General features: G+C 51.1%; 15 protein-coding genes. 10 read left to right on the forward strand and 5 right to left on the reverse strand.

Going from position 1 to position 18,801, the window contains the following annotated elements:
- From ACN5NT_RS18165 to ACN5NT_RS18185, 5 genes are all read right to left on the reverse strand, one after another.
- Window positions 1-879, reverse strand: a complete 879-nt coding sequence (locus ACN5NT_RS18165; RefSeq protein ID WP_136799182.1) for a carbohydrate ABC transporter permease — start codon at window positions 877-879, stop codon at window positions 1-3.
- On the reverse strand, window positions 879-1,964 hold the full coding sequence (locus tag ACN5NT_RS18170) for an ABC transporter ATP-binding protein (protein WP_136799160.1): 1,086 nt from the start codon (window positions 1,962-1,964) through the stop codon (window positions 879-881). Before ACN5NT_RS18170 ends, ACN5NT_RS18165 begins: the two co-directional genes overlap by 1 nt.
- A gap of 13 nt (window positions 1,965-1,977) precedes the next feature.
- Complete coding sequence (locus tag ACN5NT_RS18175) at window positions 1,978-3,075, reverse strand: ABC transporter ATP-binding protein (protein WP_136799161.1); 1,098 nt, start codon at window positions 3,073-3,075, stop codon at window positions 1,978-1,980.
- A 112-nt stretch (window positions 3,076-3,187) separates the two neighbouring features.
- Entirely contained in the window at window positions 3,188-4,693 is a 1,506-nt protein-coding gene (gene glpD / locus ACN5NT_RS18180) for a glycerol-3-phosphate dehydrogenase (RefSeq protein WP_419176375.1), read from the reverse strand.
- 340 nt (window positions 4,694-5,033) lie between these two features.
- Complete coding sequence (locus ACN5NT_RS18185) at window positions 5,034-5,801, reverse strand: DeoR/GlpR family DNA-binding transcription regulator (protein WP_136799163.1); 768 nt, start codon at window positions 5,799-5,801, stop codon at window positions 5,034-5,036.
- A gap of 286 nt (window positions 5,802-6,087) precedes the next feature.
- On the opposite strand from ACN5NT_RS18185, the gene ACN5NT_RS18190 reads away from it, so the two are divergent.
- The 10 genes from ACN5NT_RS18190 to ACN5NT_RS18235 all read left to right on the forward strand — a co-directional run bounded on the left by ACN5NT_RS18190 (window position 6,088) and on the right by ACN5NT_RS18235 (window position 18,627).
- Window positions 6,088-6,990: a DMT family transporter gene (locus ACN5NT_RS18190; protein ID WP_136799164.1), complete on the forward strand. Its 903-nt coding sequence runs from the start codon at window positions 6,088-6,090 to the stop codon at window positions 6,988-6,990.
- A 221-nt stretch (window positions 6,991-7,211) separates the two neighbouring features.
- Window positions 7,212-7,838 carry a uracil phosphoribosyltransferase gene (upp, locus tag ACN5NT_RS18195; protein WP_136799165.1) on the forward strand — a complete coding sequence of 209 codons (627 nt, stop codon included), beginning with the start codon at window positions 7,212-7,214 and terminating at the stop codon, window positions 7,836-7,838.
- Window positions 7,839-8,031: 193 nt separating this feature from the next.
- Window positions 8,032-9,354, forward strand: a complete 1,323-nt coding sequence (locus ACN5NT_RS18200; protein WP_136799166.1) for a uracil-xanthine permease family protein — start codon at window positions 8,032-8,034, stop codon at window positions 9,352-9,354.
- Between the two features lie 518 nt (window positions 9,355-9,872).
- Window positions 9,873-11,468 (forward strand): ABC transporter substrate-binding protein, encoded by a 1,596-nt coding sequence (locus tag ACN5NT_RS18205; RefSeq protein WP_419176376.1) that lies wholly within the window; start codon window positions 9,873-9,875, stop codon window positions 11,466-11,468.
- A gap of 89 nt (window positions 11,469-11,557) precedes the next feature.
- Complete coding sequence (locus ACN5NT_RS18210; protein WP_136799168.1) at window positions 11,558-12,568, forward strand: ABC transporter permease subunit; 1,011 nt, start codon at window positions 11,558-11,560, stop codon at window positions 12,566-12,568.
- Window positions 12,569-12,570: 2 nt separating this feature from the next.
- Window positions 12,571-13,488 carry an ABC transporter permease subunit gene (locus ACN5NT_RS18215; RefSeq protein WP_136799169.1) on the forward strand — a complete coding sequence of 306 codons (918 nt, stop codon included), beginning with the start codon at window positions 12,571-12,573 and terminating at the stop codon, window positions 13,486-13,488.
- Between the two features lie 5 nt (window positions 13,489-13,493).
- On the forward strand, window positions 13,494-14,495 hold the full coding sequence (locus ACN5NT_RS18220) for an ABC transporter ATP-binding protein (protein ID WP_419176377.1): 1,002 nt from the start codon (window positions 13,494-13,496) through the stop codon (window positions 14,493-14,495).
- On the forward strand, window positions 14,492-15,460 hold the full coding sequence (locus tag ACN5NT_RS18225) for an ABC transporter ATP-binding protein (RefSeq protein WP_419176378.1): 969 nt from the start codon (window positions 14,492-14,494) through the stop codon (window positions 15,458-15,460). Before ACN5NT_RS18220 ends, ACN5NT_RS18225 begins: the two co-directional genes overlap by 4 nt.
- A 246-nt stretch (window positions 15,461-15,706) precedes the next feature.
- Window positions 15,707-16,486, forward strand: coding sequence for an IclR family transcriptional regulator (locus ACN5NT_RS18230; protein WP_419176379.1), 780 nt, complete (start codon window positions 15,707-15,709; stop codon window positions 16,484-16,486).
- A gap of 254 nt (window positions 16,487-16,740) precedes the next feature.
- A complete protein-coding gene (locus tag ACN5NT_RS18235) occupies window positions 16,741-18,627 on the forward strand; it encodes a transketolase C-terminal domain-containing protein (protein WP_136799173.1) in 1,887 nt (628 codons plus the stop codon).
- Window positions 18,628-18,801: the final 174 nt, after the last annotated feature.

Here is an 18,801-nt window from a genome sequence, read left to right on the forward strand (position 1 = left end):
TTATGCACCTCCCTTGCTCTCTTCGCCGATATTGCTCATCACTGTGTAGAAAACCCATGAGAGAAGCAGGATAACGAGGAAGTAAATAAGTGACATCGCCGCGGCCGGACCGAGGTCGAACTGACCGATAGCCATCTTCACCAGATCGATGGAGAGGAAGGTGGTCGAGTTACCGGGTCCTCCGCCTGTGATGACAAAGGGTTCGGTGTAGATCATAAACGAGTCCATAAAGCGCAGCAGCACCGCGATCAGCAAGACACGCTGCATTTTAGGGAGCTGGATGTAGCGGAAGACCGACCAGCGTGAGGCGCTATCGATCTTCGCTGCCTGGTAGTAGGCGTCAGGAATGGAGCAGAGGCCTGCGTAGCAGAGCAGTACCACCAGGCTGGTCCAGTGCCAGACATCCATTACTATTACAGTGATCCATGCAGCAAGCGGGTCCTGGGTGTAGTTATAGTCGATACCGAGAGCGGCAAGGGTGTGACCGAGCAGACCGATATCAACACGACCGAAAATCTGCCAGATGGTGCCTACCACGTTCCAGGGAATGAGCAGCGGCAGGGCCATGGTGACCAGGCAGACCGGCACTCCCCAGCCTTTCTTGGGCATGGCGAGAGCAATGCAGATGCCGAGCGGAATCTCGATCGCCAGAATGATGCCGGAAAAGAGCAGCTGGCGCATAAAGGAAGAATGGAAACGATCGGAGTGAATTATTTCCTTGAACCAGTCGAGACCGACCCAGAAGAATTGGTTATTGCCGAAAGTATCCTGCACCGAATAGTTGACCACTGTCATCAGCGGTATGATGGCACTGAAAGCTACCAGCAGGAAAACCGGCAGAACCATAAACCATGCCTTTTGATTTACCTGTTTCTCAATCACTGCACTTCTCCTGTCACACGATGTTCATCAACGTAAATGTTGATATTTTCAGGGTTGATGATGAGCGAGGCTGTATCAGCAGTCATGGCGGCAAGTTCGGGCATGACCACGTTCATTTCGCTTTCGCCCAGTGCCACTCTGACGATCTTGTGGCGTCCGATATCATCCACTTTCAGAATTTTCACCGGCAAGCCCTCCTGGTCTGGTGGCACGATGGTGAGATGTTCCGGCCTGACACCCAGTTTGACATTGGCTGAAGCAGGTGTGGCATAGGATGAACCGAGTTGAATCTGATGGCCGTTGATACGGGCTTTGTCGCCCTCGAGTTTGCACTCCAGCAGGTTCATGCCGGGGGAGCCGATAAAGTAGCCGACAAAGGTGTGTTCCGGGCGCTCAAACAGATCCTTGGGAGTACCCACCTGAACGATTTCACCTTCGTACATCACCACAACTTCGTCGGCAAAGGTCAGGGCCTCGGTCTGGTCGTGGGTGACGTAGATCATGGTAAAGCCGAACTGTTTGTGCAGGTGCTTGAGCTGGGAACGGAGTTCCCACTTGAGCTGTGGGTCGATAACAGTCAGCGGCTCATCGAACAGGATGGCATTGACGCTCTGACGGATGAGGCCCCGGCCGAGGGAGATTTTCTGCTTGGCATCTGCGGTAAGATGTTGTGCCTTGGTATAGAGGCTCTCCTCGAGCCCAAGCATTCGGGCCAGTTCGATAACCCGCGGTTTGATCTCTTTTTTAGTACGACCCCGGTTTTTTAAGGGGAATGCCAGGTTCTCATACACTGTCATGGTGTCGTAGATTACCGGGAACTGGAAAATCTGGGCGATATTACGCTGTTCAGTGGGGAGCGAGGTGACATCCGCATCGTTGAACAGGATCTGGCCGCGGGTTGGTTTTAACAGCCCGGAAATAATATTTAAAAGGGTGGTCTTGCCGCAACCTGAAGGGCCGAGTAGGGCGTATGCACCGCCGTCACGCCAGGTGAGGTCCAGCCGTTTGAGCGCGAAATCATCCGGGTTATCGGATTCTCCGGTGTAGGAGTGTGCAATCTCCTTTAAGGTGATATGTGCCATGGTGTGATCTCCTCTATGCCATTGCAATTGACTCTGGGGTTACAACGAGGCGATCACTGCTGTCGAAGACATAAAACCTTGCTGGATCAAGATAGACCTCGATATTGGTGTCGATGTCGATGTTGTGGATACCCTGGGCAAGAACTACCCAGCGCAGGCCAGCCAAATCAACATGAACAAAGCTCTCTGAACCGGTAATTTCAGTTACAGCGACCCGGGTTTGAACAGCGATATCATTTTCAGACTGTCTTTGCAGGGTGACATGGTTCGGTCGGAAAGCGACGGTGTAATTGCCGTTACCCAAATTGGCCAGCTCACTGCCGCAGGAATCAAGTGATACCTTGATATGCCCGTTGAACTTCAGGTCATCATTACTTTTGACCATTGGCAGCAGGTTCAGGGGTGGATCTGAGAAAATTTGGGCTGTTATGAGGTTATCAGGCCGTTTGAAGACCTTGAGCGTTTCTCCAAACTGGGTTACCCGGCCCTCATGGAGGGGAGCGCTGTTGCCACCGAGTAGCAGCGCCTCGCTGGGCTCTGTGGTGGCGTAGACGAAAATCGCTCCGGTGGCGGCAAAGATTCGTGGAAACTCCTCGCGCAGTTCTTCCCTGAGTTTGTAGTCAAGGTTGGCCAGCGGTTCATCGAGCAGCACCAGGTCGGCACCTTTTACCAATGCCCTGGCAAGAGCTGTGCGCTGCTGCTGGCCGCCGGAGAGTTCCTGGGGAGTTCTCTGCAGCATTTCTGTCAGCTTGAGCAATTCCGCCATCTCCATTACTTTTTGTTGAATGATGGCTTTGGGAGTCTTGGCAATGCGCAGCGGTGATGCGATGTTTTCATATACCGTCAGGTTCGGATAGTTGATGAACTGCTGGTACACCATTGCCACGTTGCGTTTCTGCACCGGCACACCGGTTACATCCTTGCCATCGACCAGTACCTGACCGGAGGTGGGCTGTTCGAGACCGGCCATCAGCCGCATCAGGGTAGTCTTCCCTGATAACGTGGGGCCAAGCAGGATGTTGAGTGTCCCGGCTTCCAAGGTCAGGGAGACGTCACGGATGTGATGTTCCTTGCCGACCTTTTTGCAGACATTTTGTAACTCGAGCTGCATTGTTTCGCCTTTTATGGTTGTAGTTTATTGATATCTTAGTCGTATTCCTGACTAGCCGCACTTTATTTTCTTTATAAAGGGTCCCCTGCCGGGACGCCTGTTTTACCGGTTCTTATCGTTTAAACTCTTTCATCCAGTTTTCGAGTTTCGCTTTTTGTTCGTCACTGAACTCCAGACCAAGTCTGGTTCGCCGCCAGAGAACATCGTCAGCACTTTTGGCCCACTCGTGCTCCATCAGGTATTGCACCTCAAACGGGTAGAGGTTGGAGCCGAAACATTCACCCATCTCTTCTCTGGAGGTTATGCCGGCAACCATGGTTTTTGCTCTGGTGCCGTAATGACGCACAAGTCTTCTGGCATGTTCAGCATCGAGAACGGGGCAGCATGCTCGCAGTGAGTTCACTTCGTCCTCAAAGCCTGAATGGGGGAAGTCTCCTCCGGGCAGACTGGCTCCAGCGGTCCAGGGGGCACCCATCTGTGGGAAATATTCTTCCAGCTTTTCCAAAACTGATTCCGCCAGTTTACGATAGGTAGTAATTTTTCCACCGTAAATGGAAAGCAAAGGGGTTCTGCCGTTTTCTTCATCGAGTTTCAGCACGTAGTCGCGAGTGATTGCCTTGGCATCGCTGGTGCCGTCATCGAAAAGAGGGCGGATTCCTGAATAGCTGCTGACCACTTCCTGGGGACTGATGTTTTTGGTGAAATACTCATTTGCCGCAGAGCAGAGATACTCTGTTTCTTCAGCGCTGATTTCGACGAGGTCGGGATCGCCCTGAAAGTCGACATCCGTGGTTCCGATCAGGGTGTAGCGGTTGTTTTCATAGGGGATGGCGAAAATAATACGACCATCGCTATTTTGAAAAATATAGGCTTTTGAGTGGTCAAAGAGTTTATCAACTATAATATGGCTGCCCTTGACCATCCGGATGTGTTCCGTGCCGTGCTTGTACTCGATGCCGGCAAGTGTTGTGTCCATCCAGGGTCCGCTGGCATTGATAAGGCACTTTGCCTGGATCTTGTGTTGCTCTTTTGTCTCATTGTTTTCAAGAGTAATGTTCCAGAGGTCGTTTTCACGATTTGCATGGATACAGCGGCTGCGGGTTTCCACCACAGCGCCTCGTTCGGCGGCATCCATGGCGTTCAACACAACCAGCCTGCTGTCATCAACCCAGCAGTCGGAGTACTCGAACCCCTTATGGTAGTCACCCTTGAGCGGGATGCCGGTCTCATCCTTTGTCAGGTTGACTGTGGATGTGGCAGGCAGGATTTTTCGACCGCCTATATGATCATAAAGAAACAAACCGAGACGTATCAGCCAGGAAGGGCGTAATCCCTTATGGTGTGGCAGGATAAAACGGAGTGGCCAGATGATATGCGGACTATTTTTCAGGAGAACTTCGCGTTCGGTCAAAGACTCTCTAACCAGTCGGAATTCATAGTACTCAAGGTAGCGCAGGCCACCGTGAATAAGTTTGGTTGAAGTAGACGAGGTGCCGTGGGCAAGATCGTGCTGTTCGCAGAGATAAACGGACAGGCCTCGGCCTGCGGCATCCCTCGCAATCCCACATCCATTAATTCCACCGCCGATGACGAAGATATCATATACCGGGCTATTCATGGTGCTTCTCTCAACGCATCAGTCCCAAAGTGCAGAAACCTGGTTTCGTCTTTAGCTATAAATACTTTCGATATTTGATTTAAATGTTACTTAATCGAAATAAAATATCTATTCAAGCGAAAATGTGACGGTTTTTTTAAATCCCGTGGGCAGGCAACAAAGGTGAGGTTAGGAAGAGTCTTTCGAGAGTGTTAACTACCCTTGCGAAAGTTGGCTTTGCACCCGTTTTCGACTAAACAGACTTTTGGGGGATGGAGCGAAGAAACAGTGAGATAAAATTTCACTTTAATTTTAGTCGAAACGTTCTGTGTAAAGATACATGCAACTCCTCGTTCTCATCCTATGGGGTGACCACAATGACTTCAACTCCATGGTCTCTGCAAATGGAACATAGTTTATCTGGGAGTTCCCCGTCCATTACTATAGTGTTGATTTGTGAGATGTGCCCTATACGAACCGGAGCGTTTCGCCCGAGTTTCATTTTATCTGCAACCAGGATCACATGCCGGGCATTGGCGATAATAGCCTGGGCGACACGTACCTCCCTGAAATCATAATCAAGAAGAGAGCCGTCCTCGTCAATGGCAGAAACACCTATGACTGCATAGTCGACCTTGAACTGGTTGATGAAGTCGACGGCAGCGACCCCGACAATACCACCATCGGAGCGCCGGACCAGGCCCCCTGCGATAATGAGTTCAATGCCCATGAAATTTTTCATGATATGGACAGCATTGACATTGTTGGTGATAACCAGCAGGCCATGATGGTCCTTGAGAGCGTGGGCGACCTGTTCGGTAGTCGTGCCGATGTTTATCAGCATGGAGCTGTTGTCAGGAATAATCTGTGCAGCTTTGGCACCGATCGCCTTTTTGCTGGAGGGTGCCAGCAGGCGTCGAGCCTCGTAGCTGACGTTTTCTATCCCTGAGCCGACGATTGCCCCGCCATGTACGCGTTGGAGCAGCTGCTTTTCGCAGAGCTCGTTCAGGTCTTTACGGATGGTCTGGGGAGAAACGCCAAAGGAGCGAGACAGTTCTTCGACGTCTACGCGGCCGTGTTCTCGAGCGATGGCCAAAATTTCATTTTGCCGGGTGGAGAGATATTCCATTCGTCTACCTAAGCTGGTTTCTGTCAAATGAGTTAATAGCGGCCATTATTGTGTAATTACCAGGCAATGTCAAATTGAATTTCGAATGAAACCGGGAAGGTGTTAAAGTGAGTGGTCGCGTTGCAAGAGAAGGGCTAAGTCGAAAGGTTTATGTCGGTTAAACTGGAATTCGACGCCTTTTTTACAGCCATACTTGTAAATTCCGCTTTAGCCTGTATACTGCCTTGCGATTTTTTCAGGGACCACAGTTGACAATTTCCCAGACATACTTTTTCCCGAGGTGGGTATGAACCGTATTCAAGCCAATTTATTACTTCTCCTTGCTGCGATGATTTGGGGTAGTGCCTTTGTCGCCCAGCAGGTTGGTACTGGCAGCCTCGGCACCATATCTTTTACTGGCGCCCGCTTTATGGTGGGAGCGCTCGTTGTCCTTCCTTTTGCGCTACTACAGTTCAGGCGGGTTCATAACACAGAGAGAACTTTCGTAAAGGGGGACTGGCTGATCCTGGCGGTAACAGGCATGGTGCTCTATCTGGCCGCGGCCCTGCAGCAGTATGGGATTCTTCATACCACCGTCACCAACGCCGGATTTCTTACAGCTATCTACGTGCCCATGGTGCCGGTGATCGGCCTGCTGCTGCTCAGGAAAAAAGTGCATTGGTCAGTATGGCCCGCCTCCATCGGATGCGTTATCGGTACCTATATATTAAATGGCGGCAGGTATGCAGAGCTGCAGATGGGAGATTACTGGGTATTGACGAGTACTCTTTTCTGGGCCAGCCATGTACTGCTCGTCGGCTATATTGTTTCAAGAACCAGGGCACCACTGGTGGTGGCGACTACCCAGTTTTTTGTCTGTGGTTTCGTCGGACTGGGAGTGGGATTCATTGTTGAACAGCCTGCTCTTGCAGATTTTACCAGTGCTCTGTTCGGTATCGGTTATGTGGGGATTTTCTCCGTTGGCATGGCTTTTACCCTGCAGGTTGTAGGTCAACGCTACACCCCGGCGGCTGATGCCGCCATTATTCTTAGTTCGGAGACGGTCTTTGCCGCGATTGCCGGAGCTTTTTTTCTCGGTGAGAGACTTTCCCTGTTTCAGATGTCCGGTGCAGCACTTATTCTTTCAGGAATCGTTGCGGTCGAGCTTCTGCCGCTCACCCGCCTGGGAAAACCAAAGCCTCTTGAGTGAGGTTGGGTTGCGATTCCTAATGAAAACACTTGCTTTTTTCAGATAAGTCATTTATGTGATGACCAGTCATTACCGGAGAAAGCTTGAGAAAAGATTCAGGTAGGTGACCGAATCAGCGAGTTTATATATGTGTTGCCGGCGGGAGCTGTTTTTAGCCGGTAAATGCTGTGGATGTCTCAGGTCATCACCGCAATCATTAAAGCAAAAATCAGGAGACTATTATGGCCGTTCATGTACCGGATCATCCGCTCATCAAACATAAGCTTGGTTTGATGCGCCAGCATGACATATCTACCAAGGATTTCCGTGATCTTTCCTCAGAGGTGGCTCGACTTCTCACCTATGAGGCCTCCAAAGATATGGAGACCCAGAAGAAGACCATTCAGGGCTGGGCCGGACCAGTCGAGGTTGATGAGATCAAGGGAAAGAAGATCACCATTGTACCTATCCTGCGTGCAGGTCTCGGCATGATGAATGGTGTGATTGACCTTATCCCGTCCGCCAAGGTCAGTGTTGTCGGTTACTACCGTAATGAAGAGACCCTGATGCCGGTTGAGTACTATGTGAAGACTGCATCACGCATGGAAGAACGTACCGCGCTTATTCTTGATCCGATGCTGGCCACCGGTGGAACCCTGCTTGCAACCATCGATACCCTGAAAAAGTCTGGTTGTAAAAAGATCAAAGGGCTTTTCCTGGTGGCGGCCCCGGAGGGGATCGCCAAGATAACCTCTGCTCATCCAGATGTAGACATATATGTTGCGGCGGTTGACGACAAGCTCAACGATGTCGGATACATACTACCAGGCCTAGGTGATGCCGGAGATAAGATCTTCGGCACTAAATAGCCAAAAAAGTCATTACAGTTTCTGTAATGACTTTTTTTTTGCCGGTTGTTCCGGAGGGAACCCGGTTTTTTCATGAATAGTGTTTCATCGTCATGCTGTTCATGGGATATGCGAACCAACGGAAAATCCCCCCTGTCAGGTAAACAGGGGTGTTGTAAGAAATTTGAAATACGTAATAATGGGAGGGAAATTTATGTCTGTAGAAACACCGAATACAGAGTACCAGTTCAGGCTTGGTGACAGTCTGCTAGGTGCCCAGATGTTGTTTGTTGCATTCGGCGCATTGGTGCTGGTTCCGATTCTGACCGGTCTGGATCCGAACGTCGCACTTTTTACCGCCGGTTTGGGTACACTTATCTTTCAGGTAATCACTAAAGGTAAGGTTCCGGTATTCCTGGCTTCATCTTTTGCTTTTATCGCACCGATTATTTACGGCGTGCAGACCTGGGGCATTCCGGCAACCATGTGTGGCCTGGCTGCCGCTGGTGTTTTCTATGTGATTTTGAGTTTCCTCATTCGCATTTTTGGTTCACAAATGCTGCACAGGCTGCTGCCTCCCATCGTTACCGGTCCCATCATCATGGTTATCGGTCTGGTGCTGGCCCCCGTTGCAGTGAATATGGCCATGGGCCTTACCGGAGATGGTTCTGCCTGGCTGGTGCCGGGGAAAACTGCTGCGATTGTTGCCGGTGTTTCTCTGACCGTGACCGCACTGGTCTCCCTGCTTGGCCGTGGCTGGATTAAGCTTATTCCTATTCTCTGCGGTATCATAGCAGGGTATGTAACTTCCCTGGCCCTTGATGTGACCGGCTTTACAGCCAGTGTTCAGGCATCGTTTGCGCCTGGTGATCTGGCAAATTATACCGCACCTGCGCTTATCTCCATGGCGCCTGTCGGCGATAAGGCATGGTTCGCAATGCCTTCCTTTGTTTTTCCTGAGTGGAGCTGGGCGGCTATCCTCTTTATTGTTCCGGTTGCCATTGCCCCGGCTATTGAGCATTTCGGTGACGTACTGGCGGTGGGTTCCATTACCGGCAAGGACTATGTCAAGGATCCTGGGATCGAGAACACTATGCTCGGCGACGGTATTGCAACTTCTGTTGCTTCACTGCTCGGTGGGCCGCCAAATACCACCTATTCTGAGGTGAGTGGGGCCGTTGCGCTGACCAAGGCTTATAATCCTGCGATTATGACTTGGGCTGCGATCTGTGCTATCCTTCTCTCATTGGTCGGCAAGGTCGGTGCGCTTCTGGCGACCATTCCTGTGCCGGTTATGGGCGGTATCATGATTCTGTTGTTCGGTATGATCACCGTGGTCGGTATCAACACTTTGGTTAGATCCGGCAAAGATCTGACTACCCCGCGCAACCTGATCATCGTTGCTGTTATTCTGGTCTGCGGTATTGGTGGTATGAAGTTCACTGCAGGGAATTTTGCCATTGAAAAGATTGGTCTTGCAGCGATTCTGGGTCTTCTTCTCAATCTGATCCTGCCACAGGAGCGAAAGGAATCCTAACCCGTACTTCTCATCGGCTCAGGTAGTGTCAGGTTCGAAGTTTTGGTAGTAAGCCATCGAAACCCATGATCACACCTAAATAGTTGAGATGACGAGGTCGCATGGACCGTGGCCTAAAGGCTTCGAAGTCCATGCGTATCTCTTGCAGGGCAACTGCGGTGAGCATTTTGTCGGAAAAGCCGAGGACTCGTGTTGTGTAATCGTTGAAAATCAAATGCTTTTACATGTCGATGCATTGCTCCTGAAGAATTTGGCCTGGGCTTCCGATGGAGTGCTATCGAGGTGCTTTTTCCTGTGCTCAGCTGGAATGTTTTGCAAAGATTTTGGAATTGGACTAATTTCATCCTTTGGGAATTATAAGGATTTTGTTGCGGAATCCGTATTTTCCCCCTGTATTGAATGCTTAAACCGCGAAAGTATGGTCGAAAAACTGTCGCGGTTTGAACATGTTACATGATGAATATGTCACATATCGCGAAGTCATCTGTAAGAAACAACACAAAGAGGAGAGAAAGAACATGAAAAAGTCAAATTTGTTGGCCGCTTTTTGTGGTGTATCATTGTTGACCATGGGAGCACTCGGTGCCCAGGCAAAGACACTGGTATACTGCTCTGAAGGTAGTCCAGAGGGTTGGAACCCGTCCTTGTATACCGCAGGAACCACCTTTGACGCCACTTCCCGCCAGATTTTCAACAAGCTGGTGGAGTTCGAGCGTGGAGAGACCAAGATTGTTCCCGGCCTGGCAGAGAGCTGGGAGGTTTCTGAAGATGGTCTGGTTTACACCTTCAATCTGAGAAAAGGCGTAAAGTTCCATACTACCAAGGATTTCACCCCGACCCGTGATTTCAATGCCGATGACGTTGTTTTCAGTTTCATGCGTCAGCTTGACAAAGAACATCCATTCCATAAAATATCAGGTGGCTCTTACGAGTATTTTGAGAGTATGTCCATGCCTGATATCATCAAGTCTATCGAAAAAGTTGATGACTATACCGTCAAGTTTGTTCTCAACAAGCCTGAAGCTCCGATGATGGCCAACCTGGCTATGGATTTCGCCTCAATCTTCTCCGCAGAATATGCCGATAATCTGGTGGCTGCAGGTATCCCGGAAGCTATTGACCAGAATCCAGTAGGAACCGGTCCTTTCCAGCTGGTTGCGTACCAGAAAGACGCTGTTATCCGTTACAAGGCCAATCCTGACTACTGGGCGGGCAAAGCAGCTATCGATAACCTGGTATTTGCCATTACTCCTGACGCATCCGTACGGTACCAGAAGCTGAAAGCCGGCGAGTGTCATGTAATGCCTTACCCGAATCCTGCAGATCTGAAGGCGATGGCTGAAGATAAGGACATCAACCTGATGGAGAAAGAGGGACTGAACGTGGGTTATCTTGCGTACAACTCCCAGATGGCTCCTTTTGATAACCCGGTTGTCCGTAAGGCGCTGAACAAGGCTATCAATAAGCAGGCTATCCTCGACGCGGTATTCCAGGGTGCTGGTAAAATAGCCAAGAACCCGATTCCGCCGACCATCTGGTCGTACAACGACGCGGTTCAGGATGACAGTTATGATCCAGAGGCTGCTAAAACGATGCTTGCTGATGCCGGTATCACCAGCATTGATACCAAGATCTGGGCAATGCCTGTACAGCGTCCATACAACCCGAATGCCCGCCGTATGGCAGAGATCATTCAGGCTGACTGGGCCAAGGTTGGTGTAAACGCAGAGATCGTTTCCTACGAGTGGGGTGAGTACCTCAAGCGCTCCAAGGATATGGATCGTGATGGTGCAGTACTGTTGGGCTGGACCGGTGATAATGGAGATCCAGACAACTTCCTGGCAGTTCTCCTCGGTTGTGATGGTGTTGGAAGCGCAAACCGTGCCCAGTGGTGTCACCAGCCTTTCGAGGACCTGATCCAGAAGGCGAAGGTTGTTTCCGACCCTGCCGAGCGTACCAAACTCTATGAAGAGGCGCAGGTTGTATTCAAGGAGCAGGCTCCTTGGGCTACCATCGCTCACTCAGTAGTGTATGAGCCGATCCGTACAGAGGTTCAGAACTACAAGATCGATCCTTTTGGGGGTCACATCTTCTACGGTGTTGATCTGAAATAGTCCAGTCACATCTGGGTCGGGTACCTTAAACGGTATCCGACCCAAATCAATGGGCTGATATCCTGAATAATCATAAGAAGTAATTTCTGATGTTTACATTTCTATTAAGGAAACTGGGCGTAATACTGCCTACTTTTTTCGGGGTTACTCTGGTGGCGTTTGTCTTTATCCGTATGCTGCCGGGCGACCCCGTTATGCTGATGGCGGGCGAGCGCGGCATGTCTGAAGAACGGCATGCCCAGATGATGAAACAGTTCGGATTCGATCGCCCCATCTGGGAACAGTATCTCTCCTATGTTGGTGATCTTGCACAGGGTGACCTCGGTAATTCGATTATTACCAAGAAGCCGGTTGCGGAGGAGTTTTTTACGCTTTTCCCGGCGACGATGGAACTTTCCCTGTGTGCGATTATCATCGCGGTCTTTATTGGTTTGCCAGCGGGAATGCTAGCCGCGACCCGGCGAGGGTCGGTGTTTGACCACACGGTGATGGCGGGCGCCCTCACCGGGTATTCAATGCCGATCTTCTGGTGGGGTCTGCTGCTTATAATTTTCTTCTCAGGTATTCTCGGGTGGACTCCTGTTTCCGGTAGAATTTCGCTGATGTACTATTTTGAACCGGTGACCGGGCTGATGTTGATTGACAGTCTGCTCTCCGGCCAGAAAGGTGCATTTGCGTCCGCTATCTCACATCTGATTCTACCCTCTGTTGTTCTGGCCACAATCCCGATGGCAGTGATTGCCCGTCAGACCCGGTCAGCCATGCTGGAGGTCCTGGGTGAGGATTATGTGAGAACAGCCAGAGCGAAAGGACTTGGACCTGGTCGGGTCATTGGTCTGCATGCGCTTAGAAACGCGATGATCCCGGTAATTACTGTAATCGGTCTACAGGTTGGCGTACTCTTTGCCGGTGCGATTCTCACCGAGACTATCTTCTCATGGCCCGGTATCGGCAAATGGATGGTTGATTCTATTTTCAGAAGGGACTACCCATCAGTACAGGGTGGTCTGCTTATGATTGCGGCCATTGTTATGACGGTCAACCTGATAGTAGACATACTCTACGGCCTGATCAATCCACAAATTCGACACACAGATTAATTATGTCAGATGCTTCTTCACTTCAGGACACAGTGATCGATACCCGCCAGGGGGGCCGTATGGCCCTTTTGAAGGAGTTTTGGTCATATTTTAGCGAGAATCGTGGTGCGGTAATCGGGCTGATCTTTTTTGTCTGTATTGTGCTGATCGCCATTTTTGCCGATTTTGTCGCTCCCCATGCACCTAATCAGCAGTATCGTGACGCCTTCCTGCAGCCACCTTTCTGGCTGGATGGCGGAAGCCTGCGTTTCCCGCTGGGCACCGATGCGGTTGGCCGTGACCTGTTGTCACGACTTATTTACGGTTCGAGATTCTCTCTTTTTATTGGCTGCGTTGTTGTTTCCGTATCGCTCTTCGCCGGTATAGTTCTCGGTCTGTGCGCCGGATTTTTCCGGGGCAGGGTCGATACCTTCATCATGCGCATCATGGACATCGTGCTGGCCTTTCCAAGCCTTTTGCTTGCGCTGGTTCTGGTGGCGCTGCTCGGGCCAAGCCTCATTAATGCCATGATAGCGATCGCCATCGTGCAGCAACCACATTACGTGCGTCTGACCCGTGCTGCGGTGATAGGCTGTATGACCAAAGACTATGTGACTGCCGCACGAGTGATAGGTGTCAGCAGAATGCGCCTGATGTTCGTGACTATCCTGCCCAACTGCATGGCACCACTTATCGTTCAGGCTGCGCTTTCCTTTTCCACCGCGATCCTTGATGCCGCAGCACTCGGCTTTCTTGGAATGGGTGCTCAGCCTCCGACTCCGGAGTGGGGCACCATGCTGGCGGAGGCGAGGGAATTTATTTTGCGGGCATGGTGGGTTGTCACCTTTCCGGGACTAGCCATTCTGTTGACGGTGCTTGCTATCAACCTCATGGGTGATGGTCTTAGAGATGCACTCGATCCGAAACTCAAACGGTCATAGAAGAGATGTCATTACTTGAAATAGAAAATTTATCCGTCTCCTTCCTGACTGCCGGCGGGCAGTTCAAGGCGGTTGACGGTGTAACTTTAAATGTCAATCCCGGTGACGTCGTTTCAGTGGTAGGCGAGTCCGGGTCGGGCAAATCGGTCGCGATGCTGGCGCTGATGGGGCTTCTGCCCTGGACCGCCACCGTCACGGCAGACAGGCTCTGTTTTGACGGCAGGGATATGCTTACCCTGGGCCGCAAGGAGCGTCGTGCTATTATCGGTTCCGAGATGACCATGATCTTCCAGGAGCCCATGACCAGCCTTAACCCCTGCTTTACCGTGGGCTTTCAGCTTACGGAATCGCTCAAGGTACACAAGGGAATGGATCGTAAGCAGTGCCGGGAGCGTGCTATCGAGTTGCTGGAACTGGTTGGTATTCCAGAACCGAAGCGTCGCCTCAACGCCTTCCCACATCAGCTGTCTGGTGGTATGAGCCAGAGGGTGATGATCGCCATGGCGATCAGCTGTAACCCCCGCCTGCTCATTGCCGACGAGCCGACTACCGCACTCGATGTGACCATTCAGGCCCAGATTCTCGATCTGCTTTTAAAATTGCAGAAAGAGAAGGATATGGCGCTCATTCTTATCACCCATGATATGGGTGTTGTTGCTGAAACAGCGGATCGTGTCGTGGTGCAGTACGCTGGTCAGCAGGTTGAGAAGCAGGATGTGAAAGGTCTCTTTAGTGATCCGCACCATCCCTATGCCGCAGCGCTTCTGGCTTCATTGCCTGAGAGGAGCAATGCCAAGATACTGCCATCCATCCCGGGCGTTGTGCCGGGCCAGTTTGACCGGCCTGCTGGTTGCCTTTTTTCTCCCCGTTGTTCCTACGCGACGGAGCTGTGCAGGACAACCGCCCCAAAAGAGTCGTCAATGGAGCTTGGAAGGGCCTTGTGCCATTATCCACTGGTTGGTGGTAGACCCACAGGACATCCTGAGAAAGGGGAGGGTGCGGCATGAATGGCAATATAGTTCTTGAAGCGGAAAATCTGAAAAAGCACTATGAGGTTCGGCGGGGCGCCTTTAAGGCCCCTGCGGTTGTGAAAGCCCTTGATGGTGCCTCCTTTAACCTGGAGCGTGGTAAGACCCTTGCCGTGGTTGGTGAGTCCGGCTGTGGTAAATCTACATTGGCCAGGCTGGTGACCCTTATCGAGGAGCCGACCTCAGGTGTCATGAAAATTGATGGTGTCGATCTCGCGTCTTTAAGCGCTGCCGAGCGCCGGAAGTATCACGCCAAGGTGCAGATCGTTTTCCAGGATCCGTATGGCTCGTTGAATCCACGTCAGAAGATCGGTCATGCCCTGGAAGAACCGCTGCTGGTCAATACCGACACACCGAAGGTTGAAAGGGAACGATTGGCTCGGGAGATGCTTGATCTTGTGGGATTGCGCCCTGAGCACTATGATCGTTATCCACACATGTTTTCCGGTGGTCAGCGACAGCGTATCGCGGTTGCCAGAGCGCTTATGCTTGAACCGGAAATTTTGGTTCTCGATGAGCCCGTCTCAGCGCTGGATGTCTCTATTCAGGCCCAGATCCTTAATCTGCTGGCTGAGCTGCAGGAACGGATGAACCTGGCCTATCTCTTTATCAGCCATGATCTCTCGGTTGTACACCATATCGCCGATGAGGTGATGGTGATGTATCTCGGTGTTCCGGTCGAGTCCGGTAACAGGGAAACCATTTTTAACAATCCAAAGCATCCGTACACCGAAGCCCTCCTTTCAGCGACCCCGGTTGCCGACCCGTTTAAAGAGAAGAAGCGTATCGTACTGACTGGTGAGTTGCCTTCGCCGATGAACCCACCGAGTGGCTGTACCTTTCACCCACGTTGTCCGAAAATGATCGATATCTGCCCTAAAGAGGTGCCGATGCCTCGTCAGGTCGGGGAGAGTCTTACGGCCTGTCACGTAGCAAAGCCCTGAAAAGATACTAAAGGTTGTCCAGCGCGACGATTTTCGTCGCGTTGGGGTCGGGTTTTTGTTGACATATGACGGAATATTGATCATTTTCCTGGGGGGTTTCTTGACTGAAACTCCAATGTGGAGCACTGTATATATGTGGTCTGCCCGAAATAGGGGTTGTAATTTCACTGGGTGCGTAGCCCCGGATAGCCAACTCTTTCTCAGCCGACTGGATTCGGCTGTTTTTTAACAGTATTGTTTCACACCATGCCAAAAAAAGTATATGCCGTTTCGGCACTCATCAAAGCCAATGAAATTCTAGAGTTTCTCCTACAGAAAGGGGAAGCCTCGTTCACAGAAATTCACACTACCCTTGGACATCCCAAGAGCAGCACATACAAGACTATCAGCACTCTCGAATCGCTGGGTTTTATCAGGGAGGTTGGAGAAAGCGCCAGGTATACCCTGGGACTCAGACTGATAGAACTCGGTGCCAAGGCGGCGGCTCATGTGGATATGACCACAGAGGCCAGACCTTTGGTGAAAATGCTCTCAAATGATACCGAGCGGACTGTCCATCTTGGTATCCTCGATGGTACCGAAGTAATCTACCTGTTAAAAGAGAACGTTCACGGTTCCATTTCCATCGATACCTGGGCCGGAAAACGGGTAGGTGTCCACTCTACTGCCATGGGTAAAGTGCTCCTCGCCTGGAAGACAGAAAAAGAGATTGACCGGATCCTGAAAGGTGTTGACCTGGTCAAGCTCACCCCCAACACCAGAGTTAATGCGGAAGAGGTGAAGTCAGGTCTGCAGGAGGTTCGGAAACGCGGCTGGGCGACGGATGACGAAGAGAACTGGAAGATGGTTCGTTGCGTGTCGGCTCCGGTACGCGACAATGCAGGGAAAGTCTGTGCTGCACTCAGTGTTTCTACGTTGACTGACCTCGACAGCTACGAGCAGATGCTGGGTATCACCAATAAAGTTATAGAAACCGCACGGGAGTTATCACGACGACTTGGTTCTCCTGTATCTTTGGAAAGCTAACGAACGTTAGGACATTTTTGACGAAATTAGACATAAAAAATCATTTCGCACAATAAAGAGTTTTTTGTCCTGCACTGTTTTATGGGTATGTGCTCACTTTTTCTGCACATACCCATAGTTCATTTCATCGGCACGGCTTTTGCTGAAGCTGCGGTGAGCTTTTGGACAGCAGGCTAAATAATTTGCTGCGACATTCCTATAACGAATAAACCTCGAATACCCCTTTTTGAGTTGAACTTCCCTGGAGGAAAGAAATGAAATTCCCGATTGATTTAAGTGGCTACACTCCGCTACGGTTGGATCTGAACCAGACAGAACTGACAGGCGAACAGCGTGCGACCTTACAGGAAAACATCCGCATCGTTCGTGACAGTCTGATATTTTTTACCGCTCTTGCAAATGTCAAAGGTCTTGGCGGACATACTGGCGGTGCATACGATATCGTGCCGGAGTTGCTGATTATCGACGGATTCATGAAGGGTTCCGATAAGGTTCACCCTGTATATTTCGATGAGGCTGGTCACCGGGTGGCTATCCAGTACATGATGGCTGTATTGAACGGTCATCGCGAAGTGGAATCTCTGCTTCATTACCGCGAATATGACAAAGGATATTACGGTCATCCTGAGCGTGAGGATGAGGAAGGGGTGTTCTTTTCTTCCGGTCGTCTTGGCCATATGTGGAGCTATGTGAACGGTGTTGCCGAGGCTGACAAGGAAAAGATCGTGGTAATGTTCGGCTCCGACGGCTCCCAGATGGAAGGTGACGATTCCGAGGCCGCCCGTTATGCGGTGATGCGCGATCTGAACGTGAAGCTGATGCTCGATGATAACGATGTCACCATCGCCGGTCATCCGACCCAGTACATGAAGGGCTATGATCTGGTGAAAACCCTTGAAGGCCATGGCCTTGAGGTGAACGCCGGTGACGGTGAAGATCTGGATGCACTCTTCGGTCGCATACAGCAGGCAATGGTAGCGGACGGCCCGGTTGCCCTGGTAAACCGCCGCCTCATGGCTGTTGGCGTTCCCGGAATCGAGGGACTGCCGAAAGGTCACGACGTTATTCCGGTCAACCTGGCTATCGATTATCTCAAAGAGCGTAATTACGATGAGGCTGTGGAGGTGCTTGAGACCTTCAAGGTGGACAAGACCAAGCAGACCTATATCGGTTCCACTCCCGAAATGGGCAAATGCCGTGACGACTTCGGTAAAGTGGTTTGCGAGATCCTTGGTGGTATGGAAGATATCAGCCAGAAAGTTCTGGTGGTAGACTCCGATCTGGAAGGCTCCTGCGGCCTGCATCATATCCGTAAAAACTATCCGGAAGTGTACGTGACCGGTGGTATCATGGAGCGCAACAATTACTCTGTTGCGGCCGGTTTCGGCTCCGAGGCCGGGCGTCAGGGAATCTTCGGCACCTTCGCCGCATTCCAGGAAATGGTCATCTCCGAGATCACCATGGCGCGCCTGAACAAGGCTAATGTGCTGGCACACTTTTCTCACTCCGGCGTTGACGATATGGCGGATAATACCTGCCATTTCGGTATCAACAATTTCTATGCAGACAACGCTCTGGCCGAAGGTGATACCACCCGTCTCTATTTCCCGGCCGATACCCTGCAGCTGAAATCCATGCTGAACGCGGTATTCAATGATCCGGGTCTGCGCTTTGTTTACACCACCCGCTCCGCTACTCCCTGGATCTTAAATGAAGAGGGCAGCAAACTCTACGATGAGGGGTACACCTTCGTGCCCGGCAAAGACGAGGTTGTCCGTGAAGGTTCTGCCGGATATATCGTCAGCTATGGTGAGATGCTGTACCGTTGCCTCGACGTGGTCGAGCAACTTAAAGCTGAAGGCATCGATGTCGGCCTGATCAACAAGCCGACCCTCAACGTTGTCGATGAGGAAATGATGGCGAAGATCGGTAAGTCCGGCTTTGTTGTCACCGTCGAGACCCAGAATGCCAAGACCGGCCTTGGTTCCCGTTTCGGTACCTGGCTGCTCGAGCGCGGTCTGGCGCCTAAGTTGGGCACCATGGGTAGCTGCAAGATCGGCCATGGTGGCCTGAGCGAGCAGATTCCGCATCAGGGTATGGGCGCGGATGATATTAAGGCTAAGGTTCGCAGCCTCATCTAAGTATAAATCAGCCAGGGAACGCATCTCCTTTAGTATTTCACCAATGGACAGAGTAATGCTGTAGTCCATCGGTAAAAACTTCGAATATGGCGTCCCCTGGACAGATTTTGAAAAAGCAGAATATTCTTACCAATTCAATGTGAAATGGTTGGGCGGATTGGGGAAACCCTTTCC

This window comes from Desulfosediminicola sp. (assembly GCF_048381775.1).
Classification (GTDB): domain Bacteria; phylum Desulfobacterota; class Desulfobulbia; order Desulfobulbales; family Desulfocapsaceae; genus Desulfopila; species Desulfopila ganghwensis.